Annotated in this window: 16 protein-coding genes; 4 read left to right on the top strand and 12 right to left on the bottom strand. The window is 55.0% G+C overall.

Going from position 1 to position 13,643, the window contains the following annotated elements; translation table 11 throughout:
- Positions 1-5: 5 nt before the first annotated feature.
- The 3 genes from PLU01S_RS16240 to PLU01S_RS16230 are packed head-to-tail and all read right to left on the bottom strand — an operon-like array spanning position 6 to position 3,975.
- On the bottom strand, positions 6-2,249 hold the full coding sequence (locus PLU01S_RS16240; RefSeq protein WP_074824157.1) for a xanthine dehydrogenase family protein molybdopterin-binding subunit: 2,244 nt from the start codon (positions 2,247-2,249) through the stop codon (positions 6-8).
- Positions 2,246-2,728, bottom strand: a complete 483-nt coding sequence (locus tag PLU01S_RS16235) for a (2Fe-2S)-binding protein (protein ID WP_074824154.1) — start codon at positions 2,726-2,728, stop codon at positions 2,246-2,248. Before PLU01S_RS16235 ends, PLU01S_RS16240 begins: the two co-directional genes overlap by 4 nt.
- Positions 2,725-3,975 carry a c-type cytochrome gene (locus PLU01S_RS16230; protein ID WP_233432129.1) on the bottom strand — a complete coding sequence of 417 codons (1,251 nt, stop codon included), beginning with the start codon at positions 3,973-3,975 and terminating at the stop codon, positions 2,725-2,727. The genes PLU01S_RS16235 and PLU01S_RS16230 overlap by 4 nt, the downstream gene beginning before the upstream one ends.
- A 266-nt stretch (positions 3,976-4,241) precedes the next feature.
- Between PLU01S_RS16230 and PLU01S_RS16225 the strand changes: the two genes are divergently transcribed.
- Entirely contained in the window at positions 4,242-4,748 is a 507-nt protein-coding gene (locus PLU01S_RS16225) for a hypothetical protein (RefSeq protein ID WP_122042299.1), read from the top strand.
- Positions 4,749-4,788: 40 nt separating this feature from the next.
- On the opposite strand, the gene PLU01S_RS16220 is transcribed toward PLU01S_RS16225, so the two are convergent.
- The 6 genes from PLU01S_RS16220 to ttcA all read right to left on the bottom strand — a co-directional run bounded on the left by PLU01S_RS16220 (position 4,789) and on the right by ttcA (position 8,791).
- Positions 4,789-5,109, bottom strand: coding sequence for a hypothetical protein (locus PLU01S_RS16220; protein ID WP_010794746.1), 321 nt, complete (start codon positions 5,107-5,109; stop codon positions 4,789-4,791).
- A 70-nt stretch (positions 5,110-5,179) separates the two neighbouring features.
- Positions 5,180-5,731 carry a C40 family peptidase gene (locus PLU01S_RS16215; RefSeq protein WP_074824148.1) on the bottom strand — a complete coding sequence of 184 codons (552 nt, stop codon included), beginning with the start codon at positions 5,729-5,731 and terminating at the stop codon, positions 5,180-5,182.
- A gap of 72 nt (positions 5,732-5,803) precedes the next feature.
- Positions 5,804-6,421, bottom strand: coding sequence for a C40 family peptidase (locus PLU01S_RS16210; protein WP_376748354.1), 618 nt, complete (start codon positions 6,419-6,421; stop codon positions 5,804-5,806).
- A gap of 96 nt (positions 6,422-6,517) precedes the next feature.
- Entirely contained in the window at positions 6,518-7,279 is a 762-nt protein-coding gene (locus tag PLU01S_RS16205) for an NAD-dependent protein deacylase (RefSeq protein ID WP_074824142.1), read from the bottom strand.
- Positions 7,279-7,950, bottom strand: a complete 672-nt coding sequence (locus PLU01S_RS16200; RefSeq protein WP_074824137.1) for a DNA-3-methyladenine glycosylase I — start codon at positions 7,948-7,950, stop codon at positions 7,279-7,281. The genes PLU01S_RS16205 and PLU01S_RS16200 overlap by 1 nt, the downstream gene beginning before the upstream one ends.
- A 16-nt stretch (positions 7,951-7,966) precedes the next feature.
- On the bottom strand, positions 7,967-8,791 hold the full coding sequence (gene ttcA / locus PLU01S_RS16195) for a tRNA 2-thiocytidine(32) synthetase TtcA (protein ID WP_010794751.1): 825 nt from the start codon (positions 8,789-8,791) through the stop codon (positions 7,967-7,969).
- A gap of 100 nt (positions 8,792-8,891) precedes the next feature.
- Between ttcA and PLU01S_RS16190 the strand changes: the two genes are divergently transcribed.
- Positions 8,892-9,506 carry a DNA-J related domain-containing protein gene (locus PLU01S_RS16190; RefSeq protein ID WP_074824135.1) on the top strand — a complete coding sequence of 205 codons (615 nt, stop codon included), beginning with the start codon at positions 8,892-8,894 and terminating at the stop codon, positions 9,504-9,506.
- Between the two features lie 88 nt (positions 9,507-9,594).
- Complete coding sequence (locus PLU01S_RS16185; RefSeq protein WP_074824133.1) at positions 9,595-10,095, top strand: SprT family zinc-dependent metalloprotease; 501 nt, start codon at positions 9,595-9,597, stop codon at positions 10,093-10,095.
- Between the two features lie 51 nt (positions 10,096-10,146).
- Here the strand turns inward: PLU01S_RS16185 and PLU01S_RS16180 are convergent, their stop codons facing one another.
- Positions 10,147-11,478 carry a dicarboxylate/amino acid:cation symporter gene (locus tag PLU01S_RS16180; protein WP_010794754.1) on the bottom strand — a complete coding sequence of 444 codons (1,332 nt, stop codon included), beginning with the start codon at positions 11,476-11,478 and terminating at the stop codon, positions 10,147-10,149.
- 385 nt (positions 11,479-11,863) lie between these two features.
- Between PLU01S_RS16180 and PLU01S_RS16175 the strand changes: the two genes are divergently transcribed.
- Positions 11,864-12,574: a 4'-phosphopantetheinyl transferase family protein gene (locus PLU01S_RS16175; protein WP_074824129.1), complete on the top strand. Its 711-nt coding sequence runs from the start codon at positions 11,864-11,866 to the stop codon at positions 12,572-12,574.
- A 44-nt stretch (positions 12,575-12,618) separates the two neighbouring features.
- Here PLU01S_RS16175 and PLU01S_RS16170 read toward each other — a convergent pair whose 3' ends face one another.
- Positions 12,619-12,834 carry a hypothetical protein gene (locus PLU01S_RS16170; protein ID WP_074824126.1) on the bottom strand — a complete coding sequence of 72 codons (216 nt, stop codon included), beginning with the start codon at positions 12,832-12,834 and terminating at the stop codon, positions 12,619-12,621.
- Positions 12,835-13,026: 192 nt separating this feature from the next.
- A complete protein-coding gene (locus tag PLU01S_RS16165) occupies positions 13,027-13,638 on the bottom strand; it encodes a tRNA-uridine aminocarboxypropyltransferase (RefSeq protein WP_074824124.1) in 612 nt (203 codons plus the stop codon).
- Positions 13,639-13,643: the final 5 nt, after the last annotated feature.

The following is a 13,643-nucleotide window of genomic DNA, read 5'->3' as shown; positions in this document are numbered from 1 at the left end:
AAGGCTTATGCGTGCATGGCATTGGTCAGGCGCGCTCTTGTCAGAGGTACCTGCCGCAGCCGTAACCCTGTCGCATCGAATACCGCGTTGGCAATAGCGGCAGGCACTGCAGCAGACGTTGCTTCACCTGCCCCAACAGAAGGCTGGTCCGGCTGATCGAGCAAGACGATGTCAATCTCTGGTACTTCATGAAAGGCCAGCACGGGATAGGCTCCCCACTCAAGACTGGTCACACCGGTAGGGTTGAACGTCACTTCCTGCTTGAGTGTACGGGCGATCGCCTGAATCACATTCCCCTCAATCTGATTCCTAACACCGTCCGGGTTGATGATGAGCCCGCAATCATGGGCAACCGTCACGCGTCTGACCCTTACTCCGGCTGAGCTGACATCCACATCGGCGACTACGGCCACATAGGCATTTTCATTCTCGTATTGAACGTAACTGATCCCGCGGCCCTGGACGGATTGGCCTTTCCATCGATCAGGACCCTGCTGTCGAGGCGTCCAGCGAGCCTGCCGGGTGGCCGCTTCAAGCACGGCACGGCCGCGAGGGTCCTGCAGATAGCGCAGTCGAAACGCCAAGGGATCAACCGACACGGTCCAGGCCAGCTCATCCATGAAGGACTCATTGGCAAAGGTGTTTGCCACCGCCCCTAGACCACGCAATGCAGAGGGCCGTAGCGGCGAACTCAAGGGGTCGATCCAGTGCGTTTCAACCCGACAGTTCACGAGGGTATAACTGGTAGGCGCGTTACGGTCTCCCCCCGCGTTGGGCCCCTGGACGGCCAGTCCCCGGGAGAGCTGTCCGGCCAACAGAGAGGCAGCTCCCGCCTTGGCGCTGGGCCGGGTGACATGGGTAGGCGTCCAGTTCTGGAAGTGCCACGCCACAAGGTCACCAGATGCGTTCATCCCTCCCTGCAGCTGCATCAGCATAGCCGGACCCTTGGGGTTCCAACCGTGCTCGTCAGCCCTGGACCACTGTACACGTACCGGACGACCACAGTGCCTGGACAGCAGCGCAGCATCACCCGTGACATCGTCCGCCCCATTATGTCCATAGCATCCTGAAGCTTGGCTATAAATGACATGCACGACGTGTTCGTCCATGCCTAGCAAATTGGCCAAAGCCGACCGTAACGGATAAATGCCTTGAGTACCCGACCAAATGGTTGCCGCGTCAGCTCGTACATCGGCAATGGCGCACGAAGGACCAATCGAGTCGTGGTTTTGAAAAGGCCAGCGGTACTCAGCCGAGATAACCTGGACGGCTTGTCCCATATGCTCGATGACATCGCCCTGCTCGACCAGTACCTCAGGCTCGCCGGCCACATGGCGCAAACGGCCGTACAAATCGCCAGGGTTCGGCAACGTGGAGGTATAGCTCCACGTCACTTTGAGAGCACGGGCAGCCTGCATGGCCACCCATTCCTGCTCTGCAACCACACCCACGAAGTTGCCTTCATAGACCAATTGCGCGCCTGCCGGTAGTTCGCTGGCATCGAGGTGCTCGATCTTTAACCCATCCAGGCGGCTGGCACCCGTTATCGGAGGACGAATCACCCGCCCATGCACCATACCCGGGACAGTTAGGTCATGAACGTAACGAAACTGGCCGAAGACTTTGGCAGGAATATCTACCCGCGGTATGGATTGACCAACGACTCGATAGCTTTCGACTGCTCGAACACTAGCAGTCTTATCTACAGAACGTTCAAAGATACCCTGCGTCAGCAGGTCGGAATAACGAACATAACGACCTGCTGGATCGCCTCGGTAGACCACACACCCATCCACCGTATCGAGCACCGACGTATCGAGCCCCAGGCGACGTGCACCCTCATTAAAAAGATAATGCCGGGCTGAAGCGGCAGCCTGACGCAATTGGGCACCACCCACCTGAATTGTCTTGCTCCCTGCCGTGATGCCCTGGTTGGGCGTCAACTGTGTATCACCCTGAATCAAGCGGGTGGACTCGAACGAGACGCACAATTCATCCGCCACGATCTGGCGCAATGCGGTCTCAACCCCGGTTCCCAGCTCCACCTTGCCGCTATAGATAATGACGCGGCCATCCTGGCGAATAGCCAACCAGGCGTCGAGCTGTCTGGCATCCAGGGTTTTCTTCACCTGCTCGGCCGAAAGGTCAGGCATCAATAACTCGGCAGCCCGAACACCGTCAAAGCTGAACCCTACCACCAGAGCGGATAGCCCTTGGAGAAAACAACGGCGCGACACCAGAAAAGTCATAAGCGCTCCTCGCCCTGACGCATGAGGCCTGCGGCACGCTGGATTGCCTTGACGATGCGCGTATGTGTTCCGCATCCACACAGATTACCGACAAGCGCCCGTTTGACTTGCTCGTCGGTTGGCGAGGTGTTTTGAGAGAGCAATGCCTGTGCACTCATCAACATGCCTGGAATGCAATACCCACATTGTGCGGCCTGTTCATCGATGAACGCCTGCTGCAGAGGATGTGGTCGGTCTGGCGTGCCCAGGCCTTCAACGGTCACGATAGCCTGGCTTGCCAGTGAGCCGACCGGCACGCAGCAGGAGCGTACAGGGCGACCGTCTGCCAGAACCGTGCAAGCCCCACACTCACTAAGACCGCATCCGAATTTAGGGCTCATGATGCCCAGCTCGTTGCGCAGCACATACAACAGTGGCACCTGCGGATCGACATCGACCTCGTAAGCCGCGCCGTTGACATTCAATTGATGGATTGTCATTGCCCGGCTCCTGCTTCTCGTTGACGGGCTACATCCTGAACCGAAAACACATGGGTATGGCCACCGAACCGGTGGCCGATATAAGTGGCCAGACTTGCAATCTGATCATCATTCAAGAGTGCGCGGTAGGCAGGCATAAAAGCCTCATCCTGCATCCCCTTCCGCTCAATCCCTTCAAGCATGACACGAATGAGGTTTGTTCCATCCGGGTCGCGCACAGCCGAGTAGTTTGGAAAAGAGCGCGGATAAGGCCCTCCCAGCCCTTGTCCATCGGGATGATGACAGCTCTCGCATAGCGACACGAATAACGCTTCGGCGTCCGTATTGCCCTGCGTTTCCGGCTTTACGCTTATTTCAGCATGTGCCGGTACGGTGCCCGGCTTTGCAGGCACGCTACGCAAATACGCCACCATGGCCCGCAGGTCTTCGTCTGTCAAAAACCGCAGGCTACCGCTGACAACCTGTGCCATGGGTCCGCCCGCTACCGCCTCCCCACGCTGATGACCATTTCGCAAGTAATTCATCAGCTTTTCGTCACTCCAGCCACCGATACCACGAGGGTCAGACGTGATATTCCAGGCCGTCCATCCCTGCTGGCGCGCACCGGCATAGTGTAGAGAGCGATCCAACCCCTGACTCCAAGTACGAGGCGTATGGCATTCCCCACAGTGCCCTAGCGCCTCGCTCAGATAAGCGCCACGGTTGATCTGTTCGCTCGAAGAAACCTCGTTGAAACGGCCTTCACGGAAATTGAGTAGCTTCCAGCCCTTGATGATCCAACGCTGATCGAAAGGAAAACGCAGCTCATTGGCAGGCGGCGTATAGACAACGCTTGGCCGGGACCTTAGATACGCAAGGATAGACAGAACGTCGTTACGGGATAATTGGGTGTAAGCCGTATAGGGAAACGCCGGGTACAGATGTGCACCATCAGGCCGTATGCCTTTATGCATGGCATTGAGAAACTGGTCGTCGTTCCAGGCACCGATACCAGTCGTATTTTCAGGCGTGATGTTAGTAGAGTAAAGCGTACCGAAGGGAGTGATAAAGGCTACGCCACCGGCGAAGGGCAAGCCGTCCTTACGGGTATGGCAACTCTGACAGTTTCCCAACTGCGTCAGGTATTCGCCCCGTTTCGTATCAATGCTTGCGCCCTCTCCCGCCCAGACAGGGCCATTGAACGCGGCGAGCAATAAAAAAGGCGGGGCTTTACACAAAGCCCGCCCCAAAGGTGGGCTTGACCCCATCGGCTATCGTCCTATTTTTCTATTTTTCACCTGCCCCGATGCAATGGGACGACAGCTGCGATTCGACTCGCCAAGATAAAGGCCGCAAGCGGTCTCTGCAAGCCAAATGGATCAAAACGGATTCGGCAAGCCTAGCGGTCATTATCAAAACCTCAGACTTGTCACCTGCCCAAAATTTACGTACTGCTTACACAAGTCAAACACTTCTTGCAGTTCAACTTGGTAGGGTGCCTTTCCATGATTGCGCATACAACATGGGAGCACATATGCATCTTTTTTCTCTCAGCAAAACAGTTGTTGGCCTCGCAGCTATAGGCATAGCCTGTCTTGCTACGGCAGAGCCGCTTCACAGGCCTGGTCCCGGGTCAGACTGGCGTGCTCCACACAATGCCGGTCCGGCCTTCAACCCAGGCCCCCGGCATGGGCACGGGCTACCAGACTTTGCGCGAGAGGTCTGGATAGGCAGTGCACTCTACTTTTTGGCTGCAGGTACTTACTATGCATGGAATGCCGATCAACAGCGCTATATCGTTGTAACACCACCTGTTCCTACAACAGTCAGTACACAAAGTTATGACGTCATCGCCTACCCGGCTCGCGGCCAGACGCCCGATCAGCAGGCTCGGGATCGATATGAATGCCATAGCTGGGCAGTCACTCAAAGTGGCTTTGATCCAGCCACCGCAACGGCAGCACCGCCAAGCGCAACTACGGATTATTATCGTCGCGCATTGACAGCCTGTCTGGCTGGACGTGGTTATAGCGTCAATTAAAAGAAGGGAAACAAACTATTCTAGCTAACCCGCCCAAGCGTTACCGTTTGGGTACAAAGCCGTCCGGCTTTCGTGACAGCCACTCCACGAATGTTCGTATCCGCTCATCCTCCATGAGGCGCTCACGGCTGTTGTAGGTGAGTGCTAACGCTTTCTCGTCAAACGTGGCATGAATGTGGTTATGGCACGGACGACATACCCACAGCGTTGCCGTAATACGCTCTATACGATCAAAGCGCTTTTGCACGTAGGGCTTGTCATGCAGAGACTTGGGAATCAGATGATGCCGAGTGAGCGGAGCCTTTCGTCCGCAAAGTTCGCAGGCGTCAGGCTGAGGCGGCAGTCGAATCGCGTCTGGCATGAACGGGAAGGAAAATGTGTGTTTCCATCAGATTCAACCGATCCACCTGGAGTTCAAAGCGCCTCTGGTATCAGAGGCGCCCGCCAGCGGCACTGCTGGCCAGGTTAGGTGTAACCAGTACACGTTTGGCATCCAGATAGGACTTCTGCCAGTAACGGGTACTAAGGCTGTCTAGCCTTACCGTTCCGCCAGTACTGGGCGCGTGTACAAAGCGCCCTTCACCCACATAGATTCCCGCATGACTGACCTGCTTGCCTCCAGCCGTCGCAAAGAAGACCAGGTCACCGGGCTGCAAGGCCGATTGAGAGATAGAAGGCGCGTTGAGAGTGATCATTTCCCGCGTGGAGCGCGGCAAGCGAATCCCCATGACGTCGCGGTATACGAAATTGATCAGGCCACTGCAATCAAAACCGCTGTCGGGCGTGTTCCCCCCGTAACGGTAAGGCGTCCCAACCAGCCCTATTGCGCGAAACAGAACGTCATCGGCGGCCTGTGAATGGGTATCAAGCTGAACCCTGGAAACAGGCGTTGGCGCAGGAGGCGGAGAAGGCGGCGGAGTGCCGGCACAGGCGGCCAGCAGAATGGTAAGAGCAGTCAGTGCAACACGAGCCAAAGCAGGCATAGGACAATCCATTCACTCTTGCATTCCACCTCGATCGCGCAGCGTTGAACGCGCTACGCGATCAAAGCCTTGTTAGCGCAATATGCGCTTTCCTTCGAGGAAGCTGACCTTCCAGTAATGGTCTTCGAGACTGTCTACACGAACACCGCCACTGCGATGGCTCGAGGAATGAATGAACTTCCCCTCGCCCATGTAAATGGCTGCATGACTGACACGACCGCGGCCGTTGTGATTGAACAGCAGAATGTCGCCTGGCTGCAGGTCGTTCTTGCTGACAACAGGTACATCAAGATTGATGATCTGGCGGGTCGAGCGTGGCAACTGGATACCGGCTTCCTCACGGAAGACATAATTGACGAAGCCACTGCAGTCAAAACCCTTGAGCGAGCTTCCGCCAGTGCGATAAGGCGTACCGACAAGCTCTTCGGCGCGGGTCAGGATGCTATCGGCCAGAGTCGGCATCGGCTGCGTGGAGCCAACCTCGTGCTCCCAGCTCAATGGCTGACGGGAGGCATAGCCACCCCCACGGGTAGTTTTGCTGGAAAGCCAATGAACTGGCTGAGCCGATTGCTTGCCTTCAACAGCGGCCGATTGTTCCCGGGCCGGCTTTGAAAGCTGTGCCTGTTCTGGCTTTTGTTGTTGTGGAGCGTTGGCGCAGGCCGCCAACAAAGCAATAAAACTTAGGGGCACGAGGGGTGCTAAGCGAGTCCGTAGCATGGGCACGACTGTGTCGAAATTCAAAAGTTGCGACACTTTGCCGTTTACCCAACGAACAGGCAAGAATTTTTAATCGGACATGTGACTTAAAATAATCGATAAAACGTCTACGGCCCTTTTTTGGAGCCTGACTGTCACCGATGCACTCAAATCAGTCATGGTTGGATTGATCTCGGCAACAAAACCCCCGTTGGTGAGGGTCTGCAAGGCTGGCTCAATGACATACGGGAAACTGGCGGTAGTGCCTATGAGGAGCACAACGTCATAACCGGTAGCATTCTGCTGCATCAGAGTAGATACCGCTCTGGCAGGTAAAGCCTCCTCAAACAGCACGACGGGCGGTCGTAAAACACCCCCGCAACGGTCACACCGTGGCGGCAGGGAATGACCAATTTTATCAGCAACAGGGATATTGCCTGCCTCGCAGGCCGAGCAAAACAGTGGCCCCATCTCACCATGGATCTCTATGACTCTGTCCATGGGCGACCCGGCTCGCCGGTGAAAACCATCGATATTCTGGGTCAGCACCCAACACTCAGACTTGCGCCGCTGTAACTCGGCTATGGCCTCGTGACCTGCATTGGGTTGAGCGCTAAGACAAGCCCTGCCCAACTCCGCCAGATACTTCCAGCAGACATCCGGACGGTGTCGAAACATTGTACCGGAGAGCGCAGCCTCGATAGGAATGCCCTCTTCGGTTTTTCCGTTATACAACCCATTGAGACCGCGATAGGTAGGTAGTCCAGAGTCTGCCGAAAGCCCAGCACCTGTTATCACAAGAATCCGCTGAGCGCTTTCAAGCGCCTGGGCCACCTGCCGTATCGTGTCCATCAATGATTTACCGTATGCGCGAGCATGACCGAAAGCTGACACAACGGCCGCTTGCTTTCCGCCTGCCATTGATTGAAGGCGGCCTGCATGGCAGCCCGATCACGCTGACTGGTCGGCTCCTTGTCGATAACGTTTTGAGCCTTGAGCGCAGCCACAACGTCCTGCGTGGCAACGAAAGTGTCCTTGCCCGCCATTCTCAAAAAACGCGGTGCCGAAAGCCCTCCCATCTGGCTACCTCGCCTGGATAAAAGCTGCCAGAGTCCCACGATATTCTCTGAGGGCCAATCCGCCAGAAATTGGCCAAAGCCACCCTGTTCCCGCTGGATATCCAGGATGAACTGCGCATTACGGGGAACGCTTTTCAGCTTCCCCAGATGCCGGATCAGACGCGTGTCCTGCATGAGCCGCTCCAGCCATTCGCCGCCCATCAGGACGACCTTTTCTGGATCAAAGCCAAAGAAAACCTCTTCGAACGCAGGCCACTTGGCGTCTACCAAGCTGTGCTTGAGACCCGCACGAAACATTCGCCGCGTCATCAAGGACAAATAGCGGTCAGCAGTCACTTGGGCGAGCGCTTCGGCTGATGCGGGCTGGGGTAATACCGCTTCAAGGGCTTTGGAAGAGCCGAAGCGGTTCAGGCAAAACTCATGGAGCCAGGCATAGTCACGCATTGGAGAACACAATACCTCAGAGATTCATGACATCCAGAAAACGCGGTGTAGCGTCCTCATCGATGCGCAGGTTCACAAAATCGAACAAATTACGGTCGGCCAGCTGCGAAGGAACTACATTTTGCAGAGCCCTGAACATAATTTCGGTGCGCCCCGGGGTCTTGCGATCCCACTCCTGAAGCATCTCCTTGACTACCTTGCGCTGCAGGTTTTCTTGGGAGCCGCACAGGTTGCATGGAATGATCGGGAACTGCTTGAGCTCTGCGTAGGCTTCAATGTCCTTTTCGCTGCAATACGCGAGCGGACGGATTACGACATTGCGTCCATCGTCTGCCAAAAGTTTAGGCGGCATTGCCTTGAGGGTTCCGCCATGGAACAAATTAAGGAAAAAAGTCTCTACTATGTCGTCCCTGTGATGGCCAAGCGCCATCTTGGTCGCTCCAATTTCGTCGGCATAGGTATAAAGCGTTCCGCGGCGCAGACGCGAGCAAAGCGAGCATGTCGTTTTGCCTTCGGGAATCTTTTCCTTGACGATGGAATAGGTGTCCTTTTCGATGATGTGGTAAGCCACACCGATGGATTCGAGATAGGCCGGCAGTACGTGTTCGGGGAAGCCTGGTTGCTTCTGGTCCATATTGACCGCAACGATCTCGAATTTGATAGGCGCGACCTTTTGCAGGTACAGCAACACATCAAGCATGGTATAGCTGTCTTTACCACCAGACAGGCAGACCATGACCTTGTCGCCATCTTCGATCATGTTGAAATCGGCGATGGCTTCGCCAGCCAGACGTCGCAAACGTTTCTGGAGCTTGTTCTGATTGACAGAAAGGGTGCTCATGGATGAATCCAAATCAGGAAATGCACGAAAAGGACTATTTTACGCGTAAAGCACGGTTTCCCCTACCCTGCTCTGTACAACCCGCTTATCGGTATGGGCTATGACTGCTTTTCAACCAGCCCCGAATGAAACTCTCATTCATCAATTGCATGCATTGCTCAAGGCGGCCCCTGCAGGGTTATCGGAATACGATGTGATTCAGCGCCTGAGAGCGGACCAGTCACCCTTTGTGCCTCAAGAGCCGCTGCTGGATAAACTGGTACTGTTTCGCACGCACTTCGTCTTGTTCAATGCCTTGTATACCCTGCGCGATCGACTATGGGCCAATGCCAGCGCCCATCTTGAAATCCATGCGCTACGTATTCAGCTACAGGATTATCGCCGTGCAAAACCCGGCCTGATCGTAGCGGATCCTTTGCGCAGCTATTATCTGGATCTCGAACAGCTCGACACGACCACGCTGGAAGACGTAGAGGCGCTACTGGAGAGCTTCTGGACTCGCCAGAATGATGAAGGTGGCATCATCAAGTCTGCCTTTGCGTTGCTGGATCTGGACGAGTCTGCTTCATACTCAGCCATCCGCCATCGGTACCGACAGCTGGTTAGCCGTAACCATCCAGATCGTGGAGGCTGTACCGCAACTCTGCAGTCACTCAATGGGGCAATGGAAGCGCTCAGGCGACATCATTTGCGTAACGAGAGCATCAATCAGTAATTAGCTGTCTGGGCTGCTTGCCGGTAAGCGGCCCACTTAGGCAGCCGATGCGCTTTGACGCATAATAGGTTCGATACGGAGAAAGCGAATGTCTCAAGCCTTACTCGCTCGTGTCGAAGACTGCTATCAGCTGGCCGAGCAATTTTTCAAAAAATCGTTTATTCGCCCCGACGTGAGCCTTCGCCTACGAGGACAGAAAGCCGGGGTTGCCCATCTGCAGGAAAACCGCCTGCGCTTTAACGAGGTGCTCTACAGGCAGAATCATGAGCATTTTTTAAAGCATACCGTTGCCCACGAAGTGGCCCATCTGGTAGCTCACCAACTATTTGGCAGTTGGATAAGTCCGCACGGCAAAGAGTGGCAACTCATCATGCAGGGGGTATACGGTCTGCCACCAAGCAGATGCCATACCTATGCAATTGAGCGTCCGGCACGGAAGGTCTACCTCTATCGGTGCGGCTGTTCGGAAAGCCCTTTTTCCTTTACCGCGCGCCGACATGGACTGGTCAAGAAAGGGTATCGCTACTCCTGCCGTCGCTGTCAGAGTCCGCTGACTTACACAGGGCAAACACGGCTCGACAATGAATAACGAACAGGCAATAAAAAGCCCCGTCTAGGCAGGGCTTTTTATTGGGAGAGATCAAGCCACCTTGTGGGCTTCTTCTTCCTCTATACGCGTCGGGCCATTGGCCAGCTCACGGTGCAGTTGGCCCTCATCCAGCTGGTTACACCATTTAGCAACCACAATGGAGGCGACACCATTACCTACCAGGTTGGTCAGTGCGCGAGCTTCGGACATGAAGCGATCGATACCTAGAATCAGGGCCAAGCCCGCAACAGGCAAGTGACCTACCGCGGACAAGGTTGCAGCCAGGACGATGAAACCACTACCCGTTACACCTGCCGCACCCTTGGAGGAGATCAGCAGCACGAGCAACAGCGTGATCTGATGCGTGATATCCATATGGGTGTTAGTTGCCTGAGCAATAAACACAGCCGCCATGGTCAGGTAGATGGATGTGCCGTCCAGGTTGAACGAGTAACCGGTGGGAATTACCAGGCCAACCACTGACTTCTGAGCGCCCAGTTTTTCCATCTTGGTCAACATGCGTGGCAGTGCAGACTCGGAGGAAGACGTACCCAGCACGATCAGCAGTTCTTCACGGATGTACTTGATGAACTTGAGAATGCTGAAACCGTGGGCACGGCAAATGGCGCCTAGCACGATAAGCACGAACAACACGCAGGTTATGTAGAAGCACAGCATCAACTGGCCGAGCTGAACCAGCGAGCCCACACCGTATTTGCCAATCGTGAAGGCCATGGCACCAAAGGCACCGATTGGAGCCAGCTTCATGATGACATTGATGATATTGAAGAATACGTGAGAGATGCGATCGATGAAGTTGAAGATCAGCTCGCCCTTCTCGCCCAAACGATGCAGGGCATAGCCGAACAAGACAGCAAAGAACAGCACCTGAAGAATTTCACCCTGGGCGAACGCATTAACCACCGTCGACGGGATGATGTTCATCAGGAACTCAATGGTGCTCTGCTTTTCACCAGCAGCCGCGTAAGCAGCAATACCCTTGGTATCCAGAGTGGCAGGGTCAACGTTCATGCCAGCGCCCGGCTGGACAACGTTTACAACAATCAGACCAATGATCAGGGCAATGGTCGACACGATTTCAAAATACAGCAGCGCATAACCGCCGGTCTTGCCGACGGCCTTCATGCTCTGCATGCCGGCAATCCCTGTTACAACGGTACAGAAGATGATCGGCGCGATCACCATCTTGATCAGCTTGACGAAACCATCACCTAGCGGCTTCAGGGCAGCACCGGTATCCGGGTAGAAGTGACCAATCAAGATACCGATGGCAATAGCCACCAGAACCTGAACATACAAGGACTTATACAACGGGGGTTTTGCAGCAAGAGGCACTGCGGTTGCTTCAATTTTAGCTGTCATGGGAGTGATTCCATGGTGCTTACGCTCACATCCTTGCGATACGTCAAGCCAATCGCGTTCTGCCCCTCATCCAGGGAGCTTTTGTTGTGGATTAAGGCCATGCCTTGATCTTGCCATATACAATGCAAGCCATGTGCCACCCCAAAACAAAAGACAAAACTCCATATTTTTCATAGCCTTAGCTACTGAGAAGCATGAATAAAGAGGCTCAAGAGGCGGATATTCGCCCAAGGTGGCGGTTTTCCCCCTGAGGTATTTGGGGGAAAATCGCCGCAGTAGAGGTTGGCATTGCCGATAAAAAGCTGATCATGCAACACCTGTCTGATGCCAATGACTGACTGTAGCGTCGCTTGGCGGATGAGATACAGCGCGGCAGAATGCTTTCATGACTACTCTCTATCCTGGCGATATTCTTCCAACCTTGTACTGGCCGTTTCCAGTTGAGCGACTGGGCGTGGCTCTATACTCCACGCGCTTTATCCCTACCTTGTTAACCGCCGCGGATTTCGACTGCCTTGACATGGCGCTGCCTCCGTCACTGCTAAAGGCCGTGCCGAAGCGGCAGACCGAATTTCTGGCTGGACGATTGTGCGCACGAGCATCGTTAGCTGAAACAACAGGAGCCGTGCAAACGCCACACGTAGGGAAAGATCATGCACCTATGTGGCCGAGAGGCTTCTGCGGCTCCATTACTCACAGTCACGGCTGGGCAGGAGCAGCAACTGCGGCAACCAGGCACTGGCAAAGTATCGGACTGGACGCCGAGACGCTCCTGGCTCCAGGACGTGCAGCGAGGCTGGCCAGTGAAGTGCTGACGCCCCGTGAACATGAAAGCCCTGATGCTGAAACCGCCTTTTATGTCACTGCAGTCTTTTCGCTCAAGGAGAGCCTCTTCAAGGCGCTTTATCCGCTGACTGGCGTTCGCTTTTATTTCCAGGATGCCGAACTGGTCGAATGGGATCCATCCGGCTATGCCCGGTTACGTCTCGCCAAGACGCTTTCACCCTGCTGGCAAAAGGGGCGGGAGCTTGAGGCCGTGCATGTGCTTGAAGAGCAGCGCTTTCTGAGCATGATCAGAGTGCCTGCGGGAATCTAATAAAAAGCGGAGCCTAAGCTCCGCTTTTCGTCACGACTTGCCTTTCACATCATCATGCTGCGGGCATCGGCTACAGGTGCCGGTGGAATGGGATCAGGTACGGTGGGCTCGCCAGGCTCAATGGGTTGCGATGGCGGAGAAATAGGCTCAGTCGGAACACCAGGCTCAATAGGCTGATCTCCACCCATCCATACTGGAATGAAGGCCAGAATGGTTTCTTCCTCTTCCACCTGTCGTACTACTTGGATACTCAAGGTCATAGCTTGCTCTCCTACTCGACCGGTCTTACCGGATTCATCCGGGCTGTAATGAATAGAGCCTAATACGGCCAAGAAATTCATAATTTCCGGTAAGTGGTCGCTTTTGACTGTTTAAAGAGCCCGCACGCTTTGAACGCTTCAGAGCTTCCTTAAAAAGAGCATGCCTAAACGGTATGTCGGGCTCATGACAGCCTAATGATGATGTCTTTTCAGCGCGTGGTTTTTTGCAAATACCTCTTCACCCATTGCCTCGATCTGGCGCTCGATTAACCTCTCGAAAGGCGCAAGCAGCGCATCGAAACGCTTGGGCGTCTCTAATATGTTCAAGGCTGTGACAATCGCCTCGATGGTCGAGACAGCCCCAGCGACAGGAGCTTTTCGAAGGCGATAACGCGACGAAAGACCGGTCGGCAAGCTGACTCGTGGTAACGCTGCCACGCACGGATTAAGGTACAGCAGCTTGCGTGCCTTTCGCCATGTGCCGTCAGGTATGACAAGCATAGCCTTGCCAGAAGGCTCAGCTTTGGCCTTTATATGCTCAAGGCTTTCAGCCTGCTCGTCAGGAAACAACAACCAGGGCGTATACCCTTCCCAACGGGCTTCGAGCCCTTCGAACTGCTCACCAACAAGCAACTCGCTGTTTACCAAACCTAATGCGGCCAGGCGCGCCGTGTTCAGCGCATGCTGGGTTTCGTCAGGGTGTTGCAGGATCAACAGGCGAGTCGCACTGGAAAGCCTGGGAACAAGCGCGCACAAGCAATGGCTTTCAGGACGCTGGCATGCAGCACAACGTGGGCGTGACATACAAC

The sequence above is a fragment of the Pseudomonas luteola NBRC 103146 genome (genome assembly GCF_002091675.1).
Taxonomy (GTDB): domain Bacteria; phylum Pseudomonadota; class Gammaproteobacteria; order Pseudomonadales; family Pseudomonadaceae; genus Chryseomonas; species Chryseomonas luteola.
This window is presented reverse-complemented; position numbering and strand designations above follow the sequence as displayed.

Bases quoted from the DNA above. Each gene is read 5' to 3' on its own strand.
- PLU01S_RS16240 (WP_074824157.1), bottom strand. From the start codon at position 2,249: ATGACTTTTCTGGTGTCGCGCCGTTGTTTTCTCCAAGGGCTATCCGCT.
- PLU01S_RS16235 (WP_074824154.1), bottom strand. From the start codon at position 2,728: ATGACAATCCATCAATTGAATGTCAACGGCGCGGCTTACGAGGTCGAT.
- PLU01S_RS16230 (WP_233432129.1), bottom strand. From the start codon at position 3,975: ATGGGGTCAAGCCCACCTTTGGGGCGGGCTTTGTGTAAAGCCCCGCCT.
- PLU01S_RS16225 (WP_122042299.1), top strand. From the start codon at position 4,242: ATGCATCTTTTTTCTCTCAGCAAAACAGTTGTTGGCCTCGCAGCTATA.
- PLU01S_RS16220 (WP_010794746.1), bottom strand. From the start codon at position 5,109: ATGCCAGACGCGATTCGACTGCCGCCTCAGCCTGACGCCTGCGAACTT.
- PLU01S_RS16215 (WP_074824148.1), bottom strand. From the start codon at position 5,731: ATGCCTGCTTTGGCTCGTGTTGCACTGACTGCTCTTACCATTCTGCTG.
- PLU01S_RS16205 (WP_074824142.1), bottom strand. From the start codon at position 7,279: ATGGACACGATACGGCAGGTGGCCCAGGCGCTTGAAAGCGCTCAGCGG.
- PLU01S_RS16200 (WP_074824137.1), bottom strand. From the start codon at position 7,950: ATGCGTGACTATGCCTGGCTCCATGAGTTTTGCCTGAACCGCTTCGGC.
- ttcA (WP_010794751.1), bottom strand. From the start codon at position 8,791: ATGAGCACCCTTTCTGTCAATCAGAACAAGCTCCAGAAACGTTTGCGA.
- PLU01S_RS16190 (WP_074824135.1), top strand. From the start codon at position 8,892: ATGACTGCTTTTCAACCAGCCCCGAATGAAACTCTCATTCATCAATTG.
- PLU01S_RS16185 (WP_074824133.1), top strand. From the start codon at position 9,595: ATGTCTCAAGCCTTACTCGCTCGTGTCGAAGACTGCTATCAGCTGGCC.
- PLU01S_RS16180 (WP_010794754.1), bottom strand. From the start codon at position 11,478: ATGACAGCTAAAATTGAAGCAACCGCAGTGCCTCTTGCTGCAAAACCC.
- PLU01S_RS16175 (WP_074824129.1), top strand. From the start codon at position 11,864: ATGACTACTCTCTATCCTGGCGATATTCTTCCAACCTTGTACTGGCCG.
- PLU01S_RS16170 (WP_074824126.1), bottom strand. From the start codon at position 12,834: ATGACCTTGAGTATCCAAGTAGTACGACAGGTGGAAGAGGAAGAAACC.
- PLU01S_RS16165 (WP_074824124.1), bottom strand. From the start codon at position 13,638: ATGTCACGCCCACGTTGTGCTGCATGCCAGCGTCCTGAAAGCCATTGC.